The 21,713-nt window shown below is 70.6% G+C and carries 16 protein-coding genes; 10 read left to right on the forward strand and 6 right to left on the reverse strand.

The window, feature by feature from the left end:
* Positions 1 to 49: 49 nt before the first annotated feature.
* Both ACFFJC_RS10140 and ACFFJC_RS10145 read left to right on the forward strand, forming a co-directional pair.
* Positions 50 to 1,255 carry an aromatic ring-hydroxylating oxygenase subunit alpha gene (locus ACFFJC_RS10140; RefSeq protein WP_379487385.1) on the forward strand — a complete coding sequence of 402 codons (1,206 nt, stop codon included), beginning with the start codon at positions 50 to 52 and terminating at the stop codon, positions 1,253 to 1,255.
* Between the two features lie 40 nt (positions 1,256 to 1,295).
* Positions 1,296 to 3,602, forward strand: a complete 2,307-nt coding sequence (locus ACFFJC_RS10145) for an acetamidase/formamidase family protein (RefSeq protein WP_379487386.1) — start codon at positions 1,296 to 1,298, stop codon at positions 3,600 to 3,602.
* Between the two features lie 50 nt (positions 3,603 to 3,652).
* On the opposite strand, the gene ACFFJC_RS10150 is transcribed toward ACFFJC_RS10145, so the two are convergent.
* Positions 3,653 to 4,477, reverse strand: coding sequence for an oxidoreductase (locus ACFFJC_RS10150; RefSeq protein WP_379487387.1), 825 nt, complete (start codon positions 4,475 to 4,477; stop codon positions 3,653 to 3,655).
* Between the two features lie 188 nt (positions 4,478 to 4,665).
* On the opposite strand from ACFFJC_RS10150, the gene ACFFJC_RS10155 reads away from it, so the two are divergent.
* The 6 genes from ACFFJC_RS10155 to ACFFJC_RS10180 are packed head-to-tail and all read left to right on the forward strand — an operon-like array spanning position 4,666 to position 10,475.
* A complete protein-coding gene (locus ACFFJC_RS10155) occupies positions 4,666 to 5,796 on the forward strand; it encodes an LLM class flavin-dependent oxidoreductase (protein ID WP_379487388.1) in 1,131 nt (376 codons plus the stop codon).
* Complete coding sequence (locus tag ACFFJC_RS10160; protein ID WP_379487389.1) at positions 5,789 to 6,439, forward strand: cysteine hydrolase family protein; 651 nt, start codon at positions 5,789 to 5,791, stop codon at positions 6,437 to 6,439. The genes ACFFJC_RS10155 and ACFFJC_RS10160 overlap by 8 nt, the downstream gene beginning before the upstream one ends.
* On the forward strand, positions 6,436 to 6,846 hold the full coding sequence (locus ACFFJC_RS10165; protein WP_379487390.1) for a VOC family protein: 411 nt from the start codon (positions 6,436 to 6,438) through the stop codon (positions 6,844 to 6,846). The genes ACFFJC_RS10160 and ACFFJC_RS10165 overlap by 4 nt, the downstream gene beginning before the upstream one ends.
* Positions 6,843 to 7,811, forward strand: a complete 969-nt coding sequence (locus ACFFJC_RS10170; protein ID WP_379487391.1) for an isopenicillin N synthase family dioxygenase — start codon at positions 6,843 to 6,845, stop codon at positions 7,809 to 7,811. Before ACFFJC_RS10165 ends, ACFFJC_RS10170 begins: the two co-directional genes overlap by 4 nt.
* Positions 7,808 to 9,214 carry an amidohydrolase family protein gene (locus tag ACFFJC_RS10175; RefSeq protein ID WP_379487392.1) on the forward strand — a complete coding sequence of 469 codons (1,407 nt, stop codon included), beginning with the start codon at positions 7,808 to 7,810 and terminating at the stop codon, positions 9,212 to 9,214. The genes ACFFJC_RS10170 and ACFFJC_RS10175 overlap by 4 nt, the downstream gene beginning before the upstream one ends.
* 37 nt (positions 9,215 to 9,251) lie before the next feature.
* Positions 9,252 to 10,475, forward strand: coding sequence for an MFS transporter (locus ACFFJC_RS10180; protein ID WP_379487393.1), 1,224 nt, complete (start codon positions 9,252 to 9,254; stop codon positions 10,473 to 10,475).
* Positions 10,476 to 10,493: 18 nt separating this feature from the next.
* On the opposite strand, the gene ACFFJC_RS10185 is transcribed toward ACFFJC_RS10180, so the two are convergent.
* From ACFFJC_RS10185 to ACFFJC_RS10195, 3 genes are all read right to left on the reverse strand, one after another.
* Complete coding sequence (locus ACFFJC_RS10185) at positions 10,494 to 11,339, reverse strand: TauD/TfdA dioxygenase family protein (protein ID WP_379487394.1); 846 nt, start codon at positions 11,337 to 11,339, stop codon at positions 10,494 to 10,496.
* A gap of 59 nt (positions 11,340 to 11,398) precedes the next feature.
* Positions 11,399 to 12,316 (reverse strand): ribokinase, encoded by a 918-nt coding sequence (locus ACFFJC_RS10190; protein WP_379487395.1) that lies wholly within the window; start codon positions 12,314 to 12,316, stop codon positions 11,399 to 11,401.
* A gap of 76 nt (positions 12,317 to 12,392) precedes the next feature.
* Positions 12,393 to 14,795, reverse strand: a complete 2,403-nt coding sequence (locus ACFFJC_RS10195; RefSeq protein ID WP_379487396.1) for a TonB-dependent receptor — start codon at positions 14,793 to 14,795, stop codon at positions 12,393 to 12,395.
* 685 nt (positions 14,796 to 15,480) lie between these two features.
* On the opposite strand from ACFFJC_RS10195, the gene ACFFJC_RS10200 reads away from it, so the two are divergent.
* Both ACFFJC_RS10200 and ACFFJC_RS10205 read left to right on the forward strand, forming a co-directional pair.
* Complete coding sequence (locus tag ACFFJC_RS10200) at positions 15,481 to 16,164, forward strand: cysteine hydrolase family protein (RefSeq protein ID WP_379487397.1); 684 nt, start codon at positions 15,481 to 15,483, stop codon at positions 16,162 to 16,164.
* 100 nt (positions 16,165 to 16,264) lie between these two features.
* Positions 16,265 to 17,494 carry an MFS transporter gene (locus tag ACFFJC_RS10205; protein ID WP_379487398.1) on the forward strand — a complete coding sequence of 410 codons (1,230 nt, stop codon included), beginning with the start codon at positions 16,265 to 16,267 and terminating at the stop codon, positions 17,492 to 17,494.
* Positions 17,495 to 17,509: 15 nt separating this feature from the next.
* On the opposite strand, the gene ACFFJC_RS10210 is transcribed toward ACFFJC_RS10205, so the two are convergent.
* Positions 17,510 to 19,132: an NAD-dependent malic enzyme gene (locus ACFFJC_RS10210; protein ID WP_379487399.1), complete on the reverse strand. Its 1,623-nt coding sequence runs from the start codon at positions 19,130 to 19,132 to the stop codon at positions 17,510 to 17,512.
* 88 nt (positions 19,133 to 19,220) lie between these two features.
* The gene (locus tag ACFFJC_RS10215) at positions 19,221 to 21,500 is read right to left on the reverse strand and encodes a glycoside hydrolase family 3 N-terminal domain-containing protein (protein WP_379487449.1); all 2,280 of its coding nucleotides are present in this window, start codon (positions 21,498 to 21,500) and stop codon (positions 19,221 to 19,223) included.
* Between the last annotated feature and the right edge of the window lie 213 nt (positions 21,501 to 21,713).

Genomic DNA, 21,713 nt, shown 5'->3' on the forward strand with positions numbered 1-21,713 from the left:
GATGCGACCGCTCCCGCGAGCCCATAAGAGAAGATCCAGGATGGTCACCATGTCCGCACCCACGCCGTCGCCCCGACTGTCGGACGACTTCATCACCTCGCTCTCGGCCTCCGCCGTCGACCTCGCCGACGCGGTGACGCTGCCGCCTTCGTGCTACACCTCGCGCGCGTTCTACGAGTTCGAGAAGGAAGCGCTCTACTACGCGGAGTGGCAGTGCGTCGGGCGCGAGGACTGGGTGCCCAATCCCGGCGACTTCTTCACCACCCGCACGGTCAACGAGCCGATCATCGTCTCGCGCACGCTGGAGGGCGAGGTGCGCGCGATGTCGGCGGTGTGCCAGCACCGCGCGATGCTGGTGGCCGAGGGCAGCGGCTCGGCGCGCGGCTTCCTGTGCCCCTACCACCACTGGAGCTACGCGCTCGACGGCACGCTGGTGGCGGCGCCGGCCATGAACAAGACCTGCAACTTCGACCGCAAGGCCAACAGCCTGCCGCGCTTCGCCGTCGAGATCTGGAACGGCTTCATCTTCGTCAACTTCGACGAGAACGCCGCTCCGCTCGCCCCCCGTCTCACCGGTGTGGCCGAGGCGATCGCCGGCTACGACCTCGCCCGTGCGGAAGGCCCGCGCCCGGACCCGGCGGCGCGCCTGCCGTGGAACTGGAAGGTGATGTTCGAGAACAACAACGACGGCTATCACGCCAGCCGCCTCCATGCCGGGCCGCTCCACGACTTCGTGCCGTCGGGCAAGGCGGAGTTTCCGCATTCGGAACCCGAGGACGCAGGGTTCCTGCGCTTCAACGGCACGCTGCACCCCGACGCCAGCTTCAACGCCACGCAGCGCGCGGTCCTGCCGATCTTCCCCGGCCTCTCGGACGCGGCACGCCATCGCATGACCTTCGCGAACGTCCCGCCCTCGCTCAGCCTCATCATGATGAGCGACATGGTGATCTACCTGATCCTGCGGCCCGACGGCCCGGAATCGCTGGAGATGGATACCGGCCTGCTGTTCGCGCCCGGGGCGATGGCGGACCCCACCTTCGACCACAAGCTGGACATGAACATGCGCGCCACGGCGCACATCATCGCGCAGGACTTCCACGTGGACGAACTGGTGCAGGAGGGCCTGCGCTCCCGCTTCGCGCCGCGCGGCCGCTATTCCTGGCAGGAAGGTGCGCAAGGCCAGTTCAACAAGTGGCTGGTCCACCGCTACCGCGCTGCACACAACCGACTGGCAGCACTCGAAACGATCGGTTAGACTCCGGCCAACAGGGTTACACAACAAGGATAATTCCGGCATGACCGGCGTGCGACTGACGACCAACGCCTACCCGCACGACCAGCGATTGCAGGCTTGGCGCTTCGCATTGCAGCGCGTCTCGCTGGAGCTCGAATCCGAGAACGAGGACATCTACGGAGACCTGGTCAGCTTCACCAGCGGGCAGAAGATCCAGTTCGTCCGCTGCACCGGAACGGCGCAGGCGTTCAATCTCGACTTCCGCCAGGAGGCGCGCTGCTTCTGGCTGGTTCTGCTGCTGGAGGGCCGCCTCTCGGCGACCTGCGGCGAGCGCGTGCTCGACATCGGCGAGGGCGACATGGTCTACGGCGGCGGCGACACCCGCTGCCGCATCGCCATGGCGGGCGACTTCCGCCTGCTTCTGGTGAAGGTGCCGCACAGCCTCCCGGCGCTGAAGTCCCGTTCGCAGCTGCCCAACGAGATCAGCGACCTCGTCGCCGACACCGCCGTGGGCCGCATGATGTCGAGCCTGCTGCGCACCGTCGCGGACACCATCCTCGAGATCTCGGACGACCAGATCCGCCCGGTCGAGCTGGCCCTGCCCGAAATGATCGCCGCCACCCTGCTCGACCGCGCGCCGGCCAAGCAGCTCGGCGGCGCCGCGGGCGGGCGCGCGGCGATCCTCGAGCGGGTGTTCCAGTCGATCGAGATGCGGCTGTCCGATCCCAACCTCAACACCCACCAGATCGCCGCCGAGCACAACATCTCGCCGCGCTACCTGCAGAAGCTGTTCGAATCGCACGGCGAGAGCTTCGGCCACTACGTGAAGCTCAGGCGGCTGGAGCGCTGCCGCCTGGACCTCGGCAGCCCACTTCACGCGCAGCGCTCGATCTCGGAAATCCTGTTCCAGTGGGGCTTCAACGACAGCGCCTCGTTCTCCCGCGCGTTCCGCGAGCAGTACGGGATGAGCCCGCGCGAGTACCGCAAGTCGCCCGAGGTCGCGACCGGTCCCGTCGACACGCCGCGGCGCGGGCGGCCCGAGAAGGCGCGCGACGTGCGGCTGGAGAACCGCGAGCCGGCCAGCGTGCTCGCCGGGCTGCCGACGCTCGACGACGCCGCGCGCTCGCGCCGCCACCACTTCCTGCCGGCGCGTCCGGACACCGTCCACTGGGGCTACTTCAGCCGCTCGCTGGCACCGGCGCTGGAGATCCGCTCGGGCGACTACGTCACCATCGAGACGCTGACCCACCACGCCAACGACGATGCCGAGCGCATGATCGAGGGCGACGCGGGCGCCGAGGCGGTGTTCCACTGGACCGCCGAGGGCAAGGCGGTGGAACGCCGCGGCGCCGGCCCGTTCGACGCCTCCGCGCTGGGGCGCGGCCCGGGAGAGGGGTTCGGCGTCCACATCTGCACCGGCCCCATCGCGGTGGAAGGCGCGCGCCCGGGCGACGTGATCGAGGTGCGCATCCTCGACATGGAGAACCGGCCCAGCCACAACCCGCGCTTCGCCGGACGCGCCTTCGGCAGCAATGTCGCGGCCTATTGGGGCTTCCATTACAACGACCTGCTGACCGAGCCGAAGCAGCGCGAGGTTGTGACGATCTACGAGATCGACAACGAACCGGGGCGGGCGACGGCGCAGGCGGTCTACTCCTATCGCTGGACGCCGCAGACCGACCCCTCGGGCGTGCTCCACGAGCGCTACGACTATCCTGGGGTGCCGGTCGATCCCGAGACGATCACCCGCAACTTCGACGTGCTGCGCGACGTGACGATCCCGGTGCGCCCGCACTTCGGCGTGGTGGCGCTGGCGCCGGCCCATTCGGAGCTGATCGATTCGGTGCCGCCCGCGAATTTCGGCGGCAACATCGACAACTGGCGCCTGGGCGCCGGCTCCAGCGTGTTCCTGCCGGTGGGCGTGCCGGGCGGCCTGCTCTCGATGGGCGACCCGCACGCCAGCCAGGGCGATTCCGAGCTCTGCGGCACCGCCATCGAATGCTCGATGACCGCGGTGATCCAGGTCGTGCTCCACCCCGCCAAGACAAGCCGCAAGTACATCCGCGATCTCGACTACCCGATGATCGAGACGCGGGACGAGTGGGTGATCCTCGGCTTCTCCAACCCCGAGTACCTCAAGGACCTGGGCGTCAACGCGCAGAGCGAGGTTTACAAGCAGTCGTCCATCGACACCGCCATGCGCGACGCCTTCCGCAAGGCGCGGCGCTTCCTGATGACTTTGCGCGACCTGAGCGAGGACGAGGCGATTTCGCTGCTCTCGGTCGGCGTGGACTTCGGGATCAGTCAGGTCGCGAACGGCAACTGGGGCGTCCACGCGGTGATCCGCAAGAGCCTGTTCGCGCCCTGAGCACGCGGCGCCGGGCGCGCCGTTCCCGCGCGCCGCGGCACCGCGAGGCGCTACTGCGCCGCGACGCTGGTCGTCAGGTGCTCCCATGCCGCGAACTGGCCTTGCAGCATCGCGAACTCGCGCGTGGCATAGCCCAGCGCGTCGTTGCCGAGCAGCAGCACCAGCGGCGGCTCGGGCGCGGTCACCGCCGCCAGGATCGCTTGCGCCGTCAGCGCGGGATCGCTCGGCTCCTCGCCGTGGTGGCCGGTCAGGACGGCCCGCGCGACATGCGCCGTCTCGGCGTAGTCGGCGATGGCCGGCTCCGCGCCCAGCAGGCGGGCCGCGGCGAACTCGGTGCGCATTCCGCCCGGCGCGACGTTGGTGACGGCGATGCCGAGCGGGTTCACCTCCTGCGCCAGCGTGCGGCCGATGCAGTCGAGCGCGAATTTGCTGGCGCCGTAGATGCCGGTGCCGTTCCAGCAGGCGAGGCCGCTGATCGAGCCGATGTTGACGATGTGCCCCGCGCGCCGCGCGCGCAGATGCGGCAGCGCCGCCTGGATCACCGCCAGCGCGCCCCAGACGTTGACGTCGAACAGCGCCTTGGCCTCCGCGATGGGCGTCTCCTCGATGGCGCCGGTATAGCCCAGGCCTGCATTGTTGACGACGAAGTCGAGCCCGCCGGTCTGCGCCTCCGCCGCGTCGACCACGGCCCGGACCGCGGCGGGGTCGGTGACGTCGAGGAGCATGCCGGTGGCGCCCTCGCCCAGCGCCTCGAAGGCGGCGAGCGCGGCGGGATCGCGCACGGTGCCCACCACCGTGTGCCCGGCCGCCAGGACCGCCTGCGCCAGCGCGCGGCCAAGCCCGGTGCTGACCCCCGTGATGAACCAGTTGCTCATGCCGATCTCCTCCACTGTCCCCGGGCGCGCCGTGCCCCGCCCGCCGTCCTCTATCGCCCGGCCCCGCCGCCATCTATGCGCCCCACGCCCCAAGCCTTGACCGGCGACAAGAGCGCGGGCGCAGGGTGACAAGAACCGGGACGCACCCCATCCTAGCCTCATCGGGTACTGACGAGCAGGGGAGACACATGATCCAGAGCCAACCGCGACCGGCCAGCTTCGGCCTTCCTTCCGACACGGGGGGGCGCGACCTCGGCATCTTCATGCCGATGGCGAACGGCGGCTGGATCCTGTCGAAGAACGCGCCCGCGCTCGACGGGTCCTACGACTACAACCTGAAGGCGGCGCAGCTGGCCGAGGAGATCGGGCTCGACTTCATCATGGCGATGGCCAAGTACCGCGGCTACGGCGGCGAGACGAAGCACTGGAACGCCTCGCTCGACTCGCCGATGATGATGGCGGGGCTGGCACAGGCGACCCAGCGGGTGAAAGTCTGGGCGACGGTCCACACGATCCTCCAGAACCCGGCGGTCACCGCCAAGATGATCGCCACGCTCGACCAGATCAGCCACGGGCGCGCCGGGCTCAACCTCGTCACCGGCTCCTACAAGGGCGAGTTCGCGCAGATGGGCGCCTGGCCCGAGGGCGTCGACCACGACGAGCGCTATGTCCTCGCCGCCGAGTGGATCCAGGCGGTCAAGGCGCTGTGGACGCAGGATTCGGTCAGCATGGAGGGCAAGTACTTCACGCTCGACGACTGCATGTCCAATCCCAAGCCCTCCACCCCGCCGTTCCTCGTCTGCGCCGGCACCTCCAAGGTCGGCATCGAGTTCACCGCCAAGGAAATGGACGCGCTGTTCCTGTCGGGCGGGCATGTCGAGGAACTGGCGAAGGCCAGCGCCGAGGCCAAGGCCGGCGCCGCCGCGCTGGGATCGAAGATCCGCACCTATTCCATGATGACCGTGGTCTTCGGCGAGACCGACGCGGCGGCGGAGGAGACGGCCGCGCACTTCCGCGCGGGGTTCGACGAAGGCGCGCTCCACGGCATGATGCGCGCCTACGGCTTCCTCGATAGCGAGATCGGCAAGGAGAACGCCTTCACGCAGAAGGCGCGGTCCACCTTCATGACCCCGCACGTGCTCGGCACGCCGGAGACGGTGGTGGAGCGGCTGAGCGAGATCTTCGAGAAGACGTCGCTCGACGGGCTCATGCTGATCTTCCCGGATTACCACGCCTCGCTGCCGGTTTTCGGCGAGAAGGTGCTGCCGGTGCTGCGCGCGCGCTTCCCGGCCGACGCGGTGGCGACGGCGCATGGCTGAGGCCCTGCCCCACGTCGCCGACGTCGCCGCCCTGGGCGCCATGATCGCGCCCGCGCGCACCGCGCTGATCGTGGTGGACGTGCAGGTCGACTTCGCCTCGCCGCAGGGCCTGATCGGTCGCCACGGCACCGACATGAGCCCGGCCGAGGCGGCGATCGACCGCATCGAGGCGCTCGTCGCCGCTGCCCGCAAGGCCGGCGCGAGCGTGGGCTTCATGCGCGTGATGACGCGCCCGGAGACGGACTCGAACGCGCTCAAGACCTGGATGGCGCGGCGCGGCACGCCGGGCAGCGAGGGCATCTGCCGGATCGGCAGCGGCGGCGAGGACTACTACCGCGTCCACCCGGAGCCCGGTGACATCGCGGTGAGCAAGCTCGCCTATTCCAGCTTCCACGGCACCGATTTCGAGCAGCAGCTGCGCGCGCGCGGGATCGACACGCTGGTGATGACCGGCCTGACCACCGACTGCTGCGTCGATTCCACCACGCGCGACGCCTTCCACCGCGACTTCCACACCTTCGTGGTGTCCGACGCCTGCGCCAGCTTCGACGAGGCGCTGCACACCGGCGCGCTCCACGCGCTGAGCCAGCACACCTCGCTGCTGGTGACCACCGAGGCGGTGGTGGCGGCGTGGTCGGCATGAGCCTTGCGCCGACCCTCGCTCCGACGCTCGTCTATGTCACCTTCCTGGCGCGCGACGTCGCGGCGCTGGCGCAGTTCTACGTCGACGCTCTGGGGCTGGAGGAAGTGCTGGCCTCGCGCGACGAGCGCTACCGCGAGGTCAGGGGCGGGGGCTGCATGATCGGCTTCGCGACGCAGGCGGTACGACCCTTCATCAAGCTGCCGGAGATCGAGCCGGTCGGCACGCGCGCGATCGTGACCTTCGACGTCGGCACCGTGGCGCAGGTCGCGGTCATGGCCGCGCGTGCGGTCGCGCAGGGCGCCACACTCGTGCGCGAAGGACAGGATACCTTCTTCGGCCAGCACCAGGCGGTCCTGAGCGACCCAGAAGGCAACGTCTTCCGCCTGAGCGCGGCGAGCGGATCGTGATCGTCTACGAGCCGCCCCGCGCCGCCGAGCGGATCGCGCAAGTCGACCTGACCGGCAGCTTCGACGATCCTGCAGAGCGCGACCGCGTCGCGCGGGAGATCCATCGGGCGCTGCGCGAGACCGGCTTCTTCTACGTCACCGGCCACGGCGTGCCGCCGGCGCTGATGGATGCGCAGATCGCCCAGGCGCGCGCCTTCTTCGCGCAGGACGCGGCTGACAAGGACGCCGTTTCGGTCACGCGCTCGCCCTGCCGGCGCGGCTACGAGGCGACCGGGCGGCAAGTGCTCGACGCGGGATCGGCCGCCGACTTCAAGGAGAGCTTCATGCTCGCCCGCGACCTGCCGGCGCAGCACCCCTGGGTCGTCGCCGGCGTGCCGATGCAGGGCGCGAACCAGTGGCCGGCGGGGCTGCCCGGGTTCCGCGCGCAGATGGAGGCGTACCAGGCCGAGATGATCCGGCTGGGCCGGCACCTGATGGCCTGCCTCGCGCGCTCGGTCGACCTGGCCGCGGACTGGTTCGACGCCGGGCTGGCCGAGCCGCAATGCGGGGTGCGCCTGCTGTCCTACCCGCCGCAGCCGCAGGACGCCGGCGGCAACCTGCTGGGGGCCGGCGCGCATACCGACTGGGGCTCGATCACTATCCTGCTGCAGGACGACATGGCCGGCCTCGAAGTGCGCAACGCCGATGGCGACTGGATCCTGGCGACGCCGATCCCGGGCAGCTTCGTCATCAACGTCGGTCAGATGGTGGAGCGGTTCACCGGCGGGCTTTACAAGGCGAACCTGCACCGCGTGCGCAACAACCACGCGGCGCGCGCGCGCCATTCGGTGGCGACCTTCTTCGAGCTGGAGCCGCTCTACCGCATGGAGACCGCACCGACCTGCCGCGCCGGCGCGGAATCCGGCCCCGCCCGCACCATCGGCGAGCACCTCGAAGACATGGCGCGCGCGAGCTACGCCGCATGACCGACCGCCCGCTTCCCACCCCCGTCGACCTGCTGATCCGCAATGCCTGGATCGTCACCATGGACGCGGAGCGGCGCATCTACCGCGACGGCGCGCTCGCCGTGGTGGGCGATCGCATCCACGCCGTCGGCCCCAGCACCGAGGTGGAGGCGAGCGTCATCGCGCGCGAGGTGATCGACGGTGCGCGCTTCGTGCTGACCCCCGGCTTCGTGAACTGCCACGTCCACGTGACCGGAGAGCCGATCACGCGCGGCGCGGTGCCCGACGACACCGACTGGGAAGCCAACGTCATGGGCTGGCTGATCCCCACCTACCAGGCGCAGACCCCTGCGGAGGAGCGCCTTTCGGCGCGCTTCGCGGCGCTGGAGATGCTGCGCACCGGCACCACCTGCTTCATCGAGGCGGGCACCATCCTCGACCTCGACGCGGTGCACGACGGGCTGGCCGAAACCGGCATCCGCGCCCGCATCGGCCAGTGGGCACAGGACCGCGCCTTCGATCCTGCCGAGGACCAGACCGCGCTCACCGCCCGGGCCATCGACACGCTGCAGCGCGAGGTGGAGCGCTATTCCTGCGCCGGCGACCCGCTGCTCGCGGCCTGGCCGGCGCTGGTCGGGCACGTCACCGCCACCGACGAGCTCTGGCGCGCGGCGACGCAGCTCGCGCGCGAGCACGGCGCCGGGGTCACCGCGCACATGAGCCCGGACCCGCAGGACCCCGCGTTCTATCTCGCCACCACCGGCCGCCGCCCCGTCGCGCACCTGGCTGAGATCGGAGCGCTCGGAGATCATCTGTCGCTGACCCACGCGATCTTCCTCGACGAGGCCGAGGTGGCGCTGCTGGCGTCCAGCGGCACCCACGTCACGCACTGCCCGATGACCGCGATGAAGGGAGCCTACGGGGCCAGCCACTCCGGCCTGTTCCCGGAGATGGCGGCGGCCGGCGTGCGCATTCAGCTCGGCACCGACGGCAACAACAACGGCAACTCGGGCGACCTGATGCGCGCGATGTACGTCACCGCCGGGCTGTTCAAGGACGCCCGGCGCGATTCCAGCCTGTTCTCGGCCTACGACGTGCTCGAGTGCGCGACCCTCAACGGCGCCTCCGGTGCCCGGATGGCGCACCTGATCGGCAGCCTGGAGCCCGGCAAGAAGGCCGACTTCGTCGCGCATGACCGGCAAAGGCCGGAATGGACGCCGCTGCTCAACGTCGTCAACCAGCTCGTCTGGTCGGCCGACGGGCGGGGCGTGCACAGCGTCTGGGTCGACGGACGCCGGCTTGTCGACAACTACCGCTCGACCACGATCGACGAGGATGCCATCATCGCCGACGTGGAGAGGACCGCCCCTGCTGTGCTTGCACGCGCGGGCAAGACCGTAGCCTGCCGGTGGCCGGTGCTGTGAGCGCCGCCACCTCCACCCGCCCGGAAGGGACCATGCGATGAACACCCGTCTGCTCGTCTACGTCGTGCTCCAGGCGCTGTGCCTGATGTACTTCCTGCTCTCGGCGGGCACGTTCAACTCGCTCGGCATGGTGCTGCCCTCGATGGTCGAGGCGTTCGGCATGTCGTGGGCCCAGGCCGGGTTCGGCTTCACGCTGCTGGGCACCGCCTGCGGCATCATCAGCCTGGCCCCGGCGCTGACCATCCGCAAGCTGGGCGTCGGCCGCACGCTGCTGACGGGAACGGTGATCCTGTTCCTCGGCTTCGGGCTGCTCTACGCCTCCACCGGGGTGATGACCTACTACCTGGGCACCACGCTGCTGGGCATCGGCTACTGCTTCTGCGGCACGGTGCCGGCGGTCCACGTGCTGTCGAGCACGTTCCAGCGCCGCTCCACGGTGCTGGGGCTCTACTTCACCATCGGCAACCTCGGCGCGGTCGCCGGGCCGCTGCTGTGGTACGGATCGCAGAGCGCGGGGCTCGACTGGCGGTTCTACTGGCTGATGTTCGCCTGCGCCTCGGTGGTCGTCGGCGGCTTCTGCACCCTGACGGCGGGTCGCCTGCGCGTCGCAGCACCGGGCGATCAGCCGTCCTCCTCCGCCGATGCCCCGGTGGAGTGGACCGTGCGCGCCGCGCTCGGCACCGTGCAGTTCTGGGTCGTCGTGGGCGCCTATACCGCCTGCCTGGCGATCAACACCACCACGCACGGCTTCGCCTACCAGCACCTGATGGAGCACGGCATCGCGCAGGACCGCGCCTCGCAGCTCATCAGCCTCTCGGCGCTGGTCTGCGCGATCGGCTCGGCGCTGGCCGGGATCGCCGGCGAGAAGACCAGCCCGCGCGCGCTGACGATGTTCTCGCTCGGGTGCCTGGGCCTCTCCGCGGCCACGCTGGCGCTGGCGAACGGGCCGGTCACGCTCGTCCTGTGGATGCTCGCCTTCGGCGCCGGGCTCGGCTTCAGCTACGTGAGCACGGTCATGCTGCTCCAGCAGTACTTCGGCCAGCGCGCCTCGCTGGAGCTCTACTCGATCATGATGGCGGTCTCGACCTCCGCGGCGCTGGGGCCGGCGCTGGGCGGCGCGATCAAGGACGAGACGGGCAGCTTCGCGGGGATCTTCTTCGCGCTGGCGGCGGTCAGCGCGGTGCTGTTCTGCGCCGTGGCCCTGCTGCGCCGGCCGCTGCCGGCCCGGGCCCACGCGCCGCTGGACGAAGCGTTCCAGTAAGCGCGCGGCGGTGCCGGGTCAGACCGGCGTCTCGCCCTTGACCTGGATCCGGTAGCCCGAGCGGACCTGCGGGAAGTAGTCCCAGATCGCCATGTGCTGGCTGCAGCGGTTGTCCCAGATGGCGATGGCGTGCGGGCTCCAGGTGAAGCGGCACTGGAACATCGGGTTCTGGACGTGTTCGAACAGGAAGCCGAGCAGCGCCGCGCTCTCGCGCTCGGGCAGGCCCTCGACGTGCGTGGTGTAGCTGCGGTTGACGTAGAGCGCCTTGCGCCCGGTCACCGGGTGGGTGCGCACCACCGGATGCGAGGAACGGGGCAGCGCCTGCCCCGCCGGCACGATGCCGCCGAAGGCGCGCGCCGCGTCGTGGACGGCGCGCAGACCCTCCAGCTGTGCCTTCATCCGGTCCGACAGCGCCTCGTAGGCGGCGTACATGCTGGAGAACACCGTGTCGCCGCCGAGTGGCGGAATGGTGTGGAGGTAGAGGATCGAGCCGAGCGGCGGCTCGGGATCGCAGCTCATGTCGGTGTGCCAGTCCTCGCCCGCGACGTAGGTCGAGGCGGCGTCGGCGTGCATGCGGGTGATCTCGTCGTAGCCCGGGACGCGCCAGCGCGCGGTGCTGGGCGCCACGTGCGCCTCCCCGAAGACCCCCGCCAGCCGCCGGTGCGCCTCGAAGTCGACCGGCTGGTCGCGCAGGAAGAGGACGATGTGCTCCGCGAGCGCGCGGCGCAGCTCTGCCGCCAGCCCCTCGTCGAAAGGTACAGTCAGGTCCACGCCGCCGACGAAGGCGCCCAGCGTCGGGTTCACCTTGCGCACGTCGAGGCGGCGATAGTCCCTGCTCTCGGTCGCCGCGCTGTCCTGCCGCATGATCTCCACTCCCTGCCTCCTAACCGCGTGCTAATGCCGTGCTAATGCGGTGCTAATTGCTAGCTGGCCGCCCCCGTCAGCGCCTCCACCTGCGCGCGGGAGGGCATCGACCGCGCCGCGCCGCTCCGGCCGACCGACAGCGAAGCCGCCGCATTGGCGAGGCGCAAAGCCTCGGCGATCCCCATTCCCTGGTCGATGCAGGCGGCCAGGACGCCGCAGAAGCAGTCCCCCGCCCCGCTCGTGTCCACCACCGCCGCCGCCGCGAAGGCCGGCGCGAAGACCTCCCGGTCCGCCCATACCGCGGCCGAGCCCAGCGCGCCCAAGGTGACGACGACCACCTGGCCGGGCCGCGTCAGCAGCCTGCGGCCGGCGATCAGTTCGTCGAGGCTCGCCGGCTCTCGATCGAGCTGCAGATAGGCGGCGAACTCGCTTTGGTTGAAGATCAGCATGTCGCACAAGTCGAACAGCCGTGCCCCCTCCGGCCGTGCCGGCGCGGCATTGAGGATACGGCAGGCGGCGGCCGCTTCCGGGCTGGCGAACAGCGCGGCGATCGCGTCGACGTCGCTTTCCAGCTGCGCCAGCACCACCCGCGTGTCGGCCTGGATCGCGCCCCGCGCGCGCTGGGCGCCGGCCGCCAGGTTCGCGGCGGGTTCCACCGCGATCATGTTGTCGCCGCCGGGCTCGATGAGGATCGTCGCGCGCCCGCTGTCCTGCCCTTCGAGGATCTCGAGATGCGCCGTGTCCACCCCCTCGGCCGCCAGCGCCTCGACCAGCAGGGTTCCGGCCGCGTCCGCGCCCACGGCACCGGCCATGCGGGTGGCCGAGCCGAACCGCGCCGCCGCGACCGCCTGGTTGAGCCCCTTGCCGCCGACCGCGCGGGCGCTTTGCGCGACCAGCACGGTCTGCCCCCAGCCCGCCCGCGACGGCAGGCGCAGCGCGACGTCGAGATTGAGCGAACCGAACACGCTGACGCTCATGCCAACTGCCTCCACGACGATGGCCGCCCCAGCGGGACGGCCATCGCGTGCATTCCCGGCGGAAACGCTGCGGGTGTCAGAACGTGTATCCCAGCGAGAAGATCGCCTGGCGCGGAGGGATGTAGGTGTCGGAAATCTGCCCGCTGCCGTAGGGATCGGTGAAGCGGGAGTTGATGCCCTCCTCGTCGAACACGTTGGTCACCGTGACCGAGGCACTGATGCCGCTGTCGCCGAAGGCGTAGCTCGCGAAGAGGTTCACCTGCGAGTAGTCGGGCGTGTGGTCCTGCGCCCCGCTATCGAACAGGCGCGAGTTGAACTTGCCCCGATAGATGTACTGGGCGCGGGCGGTGAACTCGCCGGGACCGACCTCCCCGGTCCAGGACACCGCGGCGGAGCCCTGCACCGCCGGCATCTTGGGGATCTTGTTCCCGTTGATGTTGCGGCGCGCCGCCTCGCGGACGAGCGAGGCCATGTAGAAGTTGGAGTAGAAGCCCCCCACCCCGGCATAGCCCGCCGCCGCCTGCGCGGCGTCCGCGCTCGTCGAGTCCAGCGCGTAGTAGTCGCTGGTGAACTCGCCGTGGAGCAGCGACAGCGAGCCCTCGAAGCGCAGCTGGCTGGTCGCGCGCCAGTCCATCTCGAACTCCGCGCCGTAGACTTCCGCCTTGGGCGCGTTGCCGATGCCCTCGGTGAAGAGGATGGCGTCCTCTTCGAGGTACTGGAGGTCCTTGTAGAAGTAGTAGAAGGCGGAGGCGTTGATCTGCAGCGTGTTGCCCAGGAAGCGGTTCTTCGAGCCGATCTCGATCGAATCGAGCGTTTCGGGCTTGTAGGCGGGCTTCACGCCGCTGTCCCAGCCGAACACCGTGAACGAGCTGTTCCCCTGCGCCGCCGAGCTGTTGATGCCGCCCGGCTTGAAGCCGCGGGTGAAGCTGGCGTAGACCATGTTTTCCGGGCTCAGGTCGTAGTCGAGCGCGAACTTGCCGGTGACGCGTCCGGTGCTGGTGCCGAGGCCCGGCATGGGCTGGAGGTAGGCGCCCGAGGTGTTGCCGCTGGTGCCGCCCGACATGCTGTCGCTGGCGCCGCCGTACTTGTCGTGGTTGTAGCGCAGGCCAGCCGTCACGGTCAGGCTGTCGGTCAGCTCGTAGCTGCCCTGGGCATAGCCGGCCCAGGCCTCGCGCACGAGCCCGGAGAGCTCGGCATAGGTGATGGCGTCTACGCCCGGCGCGTTGTAGGGCGTGTCGGTCGGCAGCGCGGGATCGAGGCCGTCGCCTTCGTCGGAGCGGTACTCGTTGATGTAGTTCCGGTTCTGCGACCGCAGGTAGACGCCGCCGACGATCCAGCGGAACGGCCCCTCGTTGTCGGACGCGATGTTGTATTCCTGCGTCCAGGACGTGGTGCGCTGTTCCCACAGCGCGGTGTGGTCGTAGCGGACCCCGGTCCCCGGCTGGATCGCGTCGGTCACCGCGAAGAACAGGTCCCGGTTCAGGCCGTCGCTGTCCCACGACAGGCGGCTGTGCAGCTTCTGGTAGCTGGTGATCGAGCTGAAGGTGGCGCCGCCCAGGTCGAACCGCACAACACCGTAGTACAGCTTCGTGCGGATATAGGTCTGGCCCGGGAAGTCCTGCGTCAGCTCGCGCGGGTCGGGATTGGGATCGAGGATGTTCTTCTGCGCGGCGGCATGGTTGTCGCCTTCGTACTGGATCGTGCTGAGCAGCACCGAGACGCGGTCGTTGGGCTGCCACTTGACCGCCAGCTTGCCGCCCCACTCGTCGGCATCGTCCAGCTCGTAGTCGGGGTCCTCGGCGACGTCGGTGGCCTTGGCATAGCCGTCGTGGCGGTAGCGCTGCACGGCCGCGCGGACGGCCAGCGTGTCTCCCAGCGGCACGTTCAGCGCGGCGTCGGCCTTGAGCAGGTCGTAGTTGCCATAGCCGACGTTGGCGGAGCCGGAGAGGACGCCGGGCTCGGGCTGGCGGGAGACCACGTTGATGGTGCCGCCCGTGGAGCCCTGGCCGTACATCGTGCCCTGTGGCCCGCGCAGCACTTCCACCTGCGCCACGTCGATGAAGGCGGCGTTGGCGGCGATCGAGTTGAAGATGTAGACGCCGTCGATGTGGAACGAGACGCCCGGCTGGGCCGAGGGGTTCTCCGGCGTTTCCGAGCCGATGCCGCGGATCGAGATCATGCGCTCGCCGCCGCCGCTCTTGGCCACGACCAGGCCCGGCACGCTGCCGTTGAGGCCGGTGACCTCGGTGATGTTCGCCTTCTCCAGCGTGTCGCTGGTCACCGCGGTGACGGACAGCGACGCCTTCTGCAGCGTGACGTTGGTGCGCTCGGCCGAGACGACGATCTCGCCGATCGGGGCGCTGCCTTCAGCGGCCGCGTCGGCAGCGGCGGCATCGGCCGCGGCTTCATCGGCCCGCGCCTGGGCGGGACAGCTGGCGGCCAGCAGCGCCGCTACGGAAACGCCCGTGGCTATCTTCAATCGCGTTCTCGTGGACACAGTTTCCCCCCATCGTTCCAGGCGCGCCACAACGACGTGCCCCTTACCACCGCCCTTCGGTTCCGGAGATCCTCACCCGAGCGGGCCGATGCCGGCACGGCCGGCTCGCCCCCGCAGAGGCCGTGACGGTCCTGTGTCCGCCCGGCGCCTGCACGCGTTCCCTGATGTTCTTGTCGCGGCGCCTTGGCGGGCCGCGCTTGTCATTGAAAGTCTTGTTCTATCACCGGAGGCGAGCGCCGCGCTTGCGCTGCGGCCTCGATCCATGCTCTGAATTTCGGGGAAATCCCGAGTGACGCAAGCGTCAAGTTGGGACGTGCGCTCGCGATCAAACGGCGGGGCACCCGGCGCAAAATCACCGTCTGGGCGGTCGGAGGCGGCGGCGCGGGCCGCCCGGCGCCCCTTTTGCGCCCCCTGCAACGGCGCGGCGCACCGCTGCGGCGCAGGCCACGGCCCGGTCCCACGGATCGCGCGGGGGGAGCGGAACGCTTGCACCTCAAGCGCCTGCGCGCCTCGCGCCCCGGGATCGTACCGCCGCCGCCGGCGGCAGCATCCGCCACGAACTTGTCACGAAGCGCACTCCCTTCGTCAGCGCCCGGCCCGCCATTGCCGCCTCGCAGCGGGCGTGAAAGCATGGGCCTGGCGCACCGCCCAAGGAGATCGACGCAGCATGGCCCACACGATTTCGCTGCCCGACTGGGCCATCGCCCGCGGCCGCGTGCACAACGATTTCGCCCGCATCGATCCGGCGAGCACGGCGCTCGTCGCGATCGACATGCAGCGCGTCTTCATGGATCCCGGGGAGGTGTTCGGGAATCCGTACGCGCGCGCCGTGACCGCGAACGTCAATCGCGCCGCCGCTGCGGTGCGCGGCGCCGGGGGGCGGGTCATCTGGACGCGCCAGACGACAAGCGACGACCCGCGCTGGGCGATGCCTGCCTGGCAGTACGACATGACGGACGAGACGGTGCGCAGGGCGGTCGCCGCCATGCAGCCGGGCGCGCCGGGGCAGGCGATCCATCCGGCGCTGGACGTCGCCCGGGGGGATCTCGTGCTCGACAAGTACCGCTACAGCGCCTTCATGTGCCCGGCCCGCGCGCTGGAGACGGCACTGGCGGGCACCGGCGTCGACACGCTCGTCATCGCCGGAACGCTGACCAATTGCTGCTGCGAGAGCACCGCGCGCGACGCCAACATGATGGGCTATCGCGTGGTCTTCTTGGCCGATGCCACCGCTGCGGTCACGGACGAGGAGCACAACGCCGCCCTGCTCAACCTGCGCATCATGTTCGCCGACGTGCGCCGGACCGACGAGCTCGACGGCATGCTGGCCCGCGGGTCCGAGCCGCGCTGATCCTGACGCCGCCCCCGCACGCCGCATCCCCCCGCGCGCCCTGCTCCTTCGCAATGCTGCATGGACAGGGACGGCGGCTGCGGTCTAGGCGGCGCGAACCATGCAGCCATCCCGCCCGCAAGCGTCCGCTCCGTCCCCCGGTCCCGCGACCGCACGGGCTTCCGCGGTCGTCGCGGCGCTGGCGACCACGACCACTATCCAGATCCTCTCGACGATGGCCGCGCTCGCGCTGACCGGAATCGCTCCGCTGGTGGCGCGCGACTTCGGGCTGGCGCCGCACTACGTGGGCTACCAGATCAGCGTGATCTATACGGCCAGCGCGCTCGCCTCCGCCGCCGCGGGGACCATGATCCAGCATCGCGGACCGGTGCGGATCGAGCAGCTCGCGCTCGCCTGCTTCGGACTGGGGCTGATCCTGCTGACGAGCGCCAGCCCCTGGCTTGCCCTCCCCGCCTCGCTGGTGATCGGGGTCGGCTACGGGGTGCAAAACCCCGCGAGCGCCCAGATCCTGGGCGCGGTCACGCCGCCGCATCGCCGCTCCCTCATCTTCTCGATCAAGCAGGCGGGCGTTCCCGTGGGCGGCGTGGTCGCCAGCGTCCTGCTGCCGGCGCTCGCCCCCGTGCTCGGATGGAGGCCGACGCTAGGACTGGGCGCGGCGGGATGCTTCGCGATGATCGCGGTTCTGGCGCTCAAGGGCGGCACTGCAAGACCCGCCGGGCCTGCCGGCGCGTCGCTGTGGCGCAACTTCCTCTACGAGCAGCGCCTGGTCTGGGGCAAGGCGCCGCTACGCGCCTTGTCGGTGATCGGGATGCTCTACTCCTCGCTCCAGCTCTCGCTTTCGGCCTTCACGGTCATCATGCTGGTCGAGCATGGGTGGTCGCTGGTGCAGGCGGGTCTCGTCGCCGGCGCGGTCCAGGCCTGCGGCGCGCTGGGCCGCATATCGTGGGGCGGCGTGGGCGACCGCTGGGGCGGCTTGCGCGTGCTGGCGCTGATCGGCGCCGTCTCCACCGCCTGCATGGTGACGCTCTGGCAGCTCGACGCGCTGCCCGCCGCCGCGCAAGCCGCGGTCCTGTGCCTGTTCGGCTTCTGCATGACCGGCTGGAACGGCGTGCTCATGGCCGAATGCACTCGCCACTGCGCGCCGGAGGACACCGGCCGCGTGATCGGCGGCACGCAGGTCTACACGTTCCTGGGCGTCATGATCGGTCCCGCGGCGATGGCCGCGATCTACGAGGCCTGCGGCGACTACGGCACCAGCTTCCTGCTGGTCAGCTGGGTCGCGGCCGCAGGAGCGCTCGTCGCCGCGCGTGCTGCCGTGGCGGGGGACTGAGCCCTTCCGCCGTGGTCAGTCGTAGTGCGGCTTCCACATGCGGGCGTGGATCGCCTCCTCGGTGAACTCCGCGGGAGGAGCCGAAGCCACGCCCTCCTCCTGCGCCTGCGCAGCCACCGCCACGGCGACCTGGAGCGCCACCTGGCGCAGGTCGTCGATCGGCGGCAGCAGGCCGGCGCGATTGCCCGCCAGCGTGCCGAGCCGGCGTGCGGCGGCCATGAACATGCCCTCGGTCACGCGCGTGGCCCCGCTCGCCAGCGCGCCCAGCCCCACCCCCGGGAAGACGTAGACGTTGTTGACCTGCGTCACGCCCTCGACACCGAAAGGGCTGCCCGAGCCGACGATGGCGCGCCCGTCGCTCCAGGCCAGCAGGTCCGCCGGATGGGCTTCGGCGCGCGAGACCGGGTTGGACAGCGGGAAGATCACCGGTCGCTCGACGTGCGCGGCCATCTCGCGGATCGTCCGCTCGTCGAAGGCGCGGTGCTGGCCGGAGGCGCCGATCAGCACCGTCGGGCGCACGTTGGCGACCGTCTCGCGCAGGCCGACCACGCCCGAGCCGGGCAGCGTCCAGCCTGCGATCTCGTCGCGCCGGCGCGCCAGCGGCACCTGCTGCGGCGGCAGCGCCACCATGTCGGACAGCACGAGGCCGTCGCGGTCGACCGCCCAGATGCGCGCACGAGCACCGGCTTCGTCCAGCCCCTCGGCCATCATCGCCTTGACCAGCAGCTCGGCGATGCCGCTGCCCGCTGCGCCCGCGCCCAGCAGCACCACGCGCTGCTCGACCAGCGGCACGCCGGTCTTGCGGATCGCCGCCAGCAGCGTGCCGACCGCGGTGGCGGCGGTGCCCTGGATGTCGTCGTTGAAGCTGAGCAGGCGGTCGCGGTAGCGTCCCAGCAGGTCGTAGGCGTTCTTGCCAGCGAAGTCCTCCCACTGCAGCAGCACGCCGGGCAGGCGTTCGTGAACCGCGCTGACGAAGGTCTCCACGAAGGCGTCGTATTCGGCGCCGCGCACGCGCGGTGCCCGCCAGCCGACGTAGAGCGGGTCCTCGCGCCGGGCGCGGTTGTCGGTCCCGACGTCCAGCAGGACCGGCAGCACCTCGGCCGGGTGGATGCCGGCGCAGGCGGTGTAGAGCGCCAGCTTGCCGATCGGGATGCCCATGCCGCCGGCACCCTGGTCGCCGAGGCCGAGGATGCGCTCGCCGTCGCTGACGACCACCACCTTCACGCGGTCGAAGGCCGGATCGGCCAGGATGTCGGCGATGCGGTGGCGATTGGGATAGCTCAGGAACACGCCGCGGGGCCGGCGCCAGATCTCGCTGAAGCGCTCGCAACCCTCGCCGACGGTGGGCGTGTAGACCAGCGGCAGCAGCTTGGGCAGGTCGCTCTGCACCAGGGCGTGGAACAGCACCTCGTTCGAATCCTGCAGCTCGCGCAGGAAGGAATAGCGCTGGAAATCGTTGCCCATCGAATCGAGCGCGCGCATGCGCCGCTCGATCTGGCTGTCCAGCGTGCCCACGTGGGGCGGCAGCAACCCGTGCAGGCCGAAAAGATCGCGCTCGTCCTCGGTGAACGCCGTCCCCTTGTTGGTGAGCGGGTCGGCCAGGAGGGCACGGGCGGCGGCGTGGCGAGCGGGAGACAAAGCGGGACCTTTCTTGGGCGGGCGCGCTGCTGGCGCGCGGCCCGCGGGGGCGCGACGGAGGTCCCGATAGACCGCCCGTGCGATGTTGTCACGCCTTGGGGCCGCTCGGCCGTTCCGCTGCATAGAGCGTGAACTGCGCATGCAGCCCCCCGGTGGACGACTGGCCGACCCACAGGTCGAACAGGCCGGGCTCCGCCTGCCGTCGCTCGCCCGCGCCGACGAACTCGAGGTCCGAGCGCGACAGGGTGAAACGCACTGTGCTGCTGTCCCCCGGACCGAGCGTCACCCGCTCGATGCGCTTGAGTTCGCGAACGGGGCGGGTGCGGCTCGCCACGCGGTCCCGGATGTAGAGCTGCACCACTTCGCTGCCGCGCCGCTCGCCGGTGTTCGTCAGGCGCGCGGAGATCGCGATCTGGTCGTCCCAGCGCAAGGCGGTGTCGGATAGGCGCAGCTTCTCCAGCGCGAAGCGGGTGTACGACAACCCGTGCCCGAAGGGATAGCGGGCGCTGTTGTCCGTCGTGGCGTAGCGCGCCTTGTACTCGGTAGGCCCGTCGCCCATGACCGGCCGGCCGGTGGACTTGCGATCGTAGTAGAACGGCTCCTGCCCGGATTCCCACGGGAAGCTGACGGGCAGCTTGCCGGACGGATCGACCTTGCCGAAGACCACGTCGGCGATGGCGTGGCCCGCCTCCGAGCCGAGGAACCAGGTCGCCAGCACGGCATTGGCGTTGGCGACGCCTTCGTGGATCGCCAGCGCGCGGCCATGGCGCAGCAGGACGACGACCGGCTTGCCGGTGGCGGCCACCGCATCGGCCAGCGCCTGCTGCACCGGCGGTATCTCGATCGTGGTGCGCGACTGCGCCTCGCCCGACATGTCCTGCGCCTCGCCGATCGCCAGGATCACGACGTCCGCCGCGCGCGCGGCCTTCACCGCCTCGGCGACGCCGCCCTCGACGGCGTCGTGGATGCCGCAGCCCGCGACGACGCGCAGGTCCTCGGGATCGACCATCGCCGCCCGCAATCCGCTCGCCACGTCGATCCCCTGCCCGGGGTCGCCGTAGAAGGCCCAGGGACCGTAGAGGTTGTCGCGATCCTGCGCGAAGGGGCCGATCAGCGCGATCTTGTGGCGCCGCGCGGGATCGAGCGGCAGCACCCCGTCGTTCTGAAGCAGCACGATGGAGCGCACGCCCGCCTCGCGCGCCAGCCGGCGGTGCGCCGGGGTGGCGATACGGCTGCGCTCGGCCTCGGCATCCAGCGAGCGCCAGGGATTGTCGAACAGCCCCAGGGCCGCCTTGACGTAGAGGATGCGGCGCACCGCGACGTCGACGGTCGCCATCGGCACGGCGCCGCTCTTCACCAGCTCGGGCAGGTAGCGCACGTAGAGCCCGCTCTGCATCGACATGTCGACCCCGGCGAGCACCGCCAGCCGCGCGGCGTCGCGCTCGTCCTCGGCATAGCCGTGCGCGACCAGCTCCTCGTCGGCGGTGTAGTCGGAGAAGACGAAGCCGCGGAAGCCCATTTCGCCGCGCAGGATGCCGGTGAGCAGCGCGCGGTCGGCGGTGGCCGGCACCCCGTTGACCTCGCTGAACGCCGCCATCGTGGTCAGCGCTCCGGCCGCGAAGGCGGAACCGAACGGCGGTAGGTGCGTCTCGCGCAGCGTCTCGTCGCTGATGTCGACGCTGCCGTACTCCAGCCCCGCGGCGACGGCCCCGTAGGCGGCGAAGTGCTTGGGGCAGGCGAGCAGCGAATCGTCGCGGCGCAGGTCGTCGCCCTGGAAGCCGCGCACGCGCGCGGCGGAGAGGAGCGCGGTGAGCGTGACATCCTCCCCCGAGCCCTCGACCACGCGGCCCCAGCGCTGGTCGCGCGCGACATCGGCCATCGGCGCGAAGGTGAGGTGGAGCCCGGCCGCGGTGGCCTCCACCGCCATGGCGCGCGCCGTGCGCTGGACCAGCGCGGGATCGAAGCTCGCGGCTTCCGCCAGCGGCACCGGAAACACCGTCTTGAGCCCGTGGACGACGTCGCCGGCGAAGAGCAGCGGGATCCCCAGCCGCGTGCCGTTGACGGCGATCTCCTGCGCGCGCCGCGCCCCGGCCACGCCGATGCCGTTGAACAGGCAGCCGACGCGGCCCCTGCGGATCTCCTGCGCAAGCCGCCGCTCGTCTTGGATGCCGGCCTGCGGGTTGGGCGGGTTGAAGGGCCGGAAGCTGTCGGCCAGGCAGGTCATCTGCCCGGCCTTCTCCTCGATCGTCATGCGGGCGATGAGCGCGTCGATGCGCCCGACCTCGTCGGCGGCGAGGGCCGCGCGGGTGGCGACGGCGAAGGTGCTGCCGGCGATCCCGGCGAGGACGGTGCGGCGGTCGAGCTTCATCGGCAGGGGCAGTTCACGGTCCATCGGGCAGCGGCAGGTACAAACCGCGATGCCGGACATTGTTGCGCTGCGGCAAGGGCGAGGTGGCGCCGGCGCGACGGGCCGTTGCGGGTAACGGCCTGTCCGCCGCCGCAAGCCTTCGCTCCATGGCCGCGGGTTGACGCCGCCCCCCGTCCAGAGCACATAGGTATGCGAATAATTCGCAATAGCGTT

This window comes from Novosphingobium soli, assembly GCF_042432915.1.
Lineage (GTDB): Bacteria > Pseudomonadota > Alphaproteobacteria > Sphingomonadales > Sphingomonadaceae > Novosphingobium > Novosphingobium soli.

Coding starts and splice junctions, on each gene's coding strand:
- ACFFJC_RS10155 (WP_379487388.1), top strand. CDS start 4,666: ATGATCCAGAGCCAACCGCGACCGGCCAGCTTCGGCCTTCCTTCCGAC.
- ACFFJC_RS10185 (WP_379487394.1), bottom strand. CDS start 11,339: ATGCGGCAGGACAGCGCGGCGACCGAGAGCAGGGACTATCGCCGCCTC.
- ACFFJC_RS10200 (WP_379487397.1), top strand. CDS start 15,481: ATGGCCCACACGATTTCGCTGCCCGACTGGGCCATCGCCCGCGGCCGC.
- ACFFJC_RS10145 (WP_379487386.1), top strand. CDS start 1,296: ATGACCGGCGTGCGACTGACGACCAACGCCTACCCGCACGACCAGCGA.
- ACFFJC_RS10165 (WP_379487390.1), top strand. CDS start 6,436: ATGAGCCTTGCGCCGACCCTCGCTCCGACGCTCGTCTATGTCACCTTC.
- ACFFJC_RS10205 (WP_379487398.1), top strand. CDS start 16,265: ATGCAGCCATCCCGCCCGCAAGCGTCCGCTCCGTCCCCCGGTCCCGCG.
- ACFFJC_RS10175 (WP_379487392.1), top strand. CDS start 7,808: ATGACCGACCGCCCGCTTCCCACCCCCGTCGACCTGCTGATCCGCAAT.
- ACFFJC_RS10150 (WP_379487387.1), bottom strand. CDS start 4,477: ATGAGCAACTGGTTCATCACGGGGGTCAGCACCGGGCTTGGCCGCGCG.
- ACFFJC_RS10140 (WP_379487385.1), top strand. CDS start 50: ATGTCCGCACCCACGCCGTCGCCCCGACTGTCGGACGACTTCATCACC.
- ACFFJC_RS10180 (WP_379487393.1), top strand. CDS start 9,252: ATGAACACCCGTCTGCTCGTCTACGTCGTGCTCCAGGCGCTGTGCCTG.
- ACFFJC_RS10215 (WP_379487449.1), bottom strand. CDS start 21,500: ATGAAGCTCGACCGCCGCACCGTCCTCGCCGGGATCGCCGGCAGCACC.
- ACFFJC_RS10190 (WP_379487395.1), bottom strand. CDS start 12,316: ATGAGCGTCAGCGTGTTCGGTTCGCTCAATCTCGACGTCGCGCTGCGC.
- ACFFJC_RS10160 (WP_379487389.1), top strand. CDS start 5,789: ATGGCTGAGGCCCTGCCCCACGTCGCCGACGTCGCCGCCCTGGGCGCC.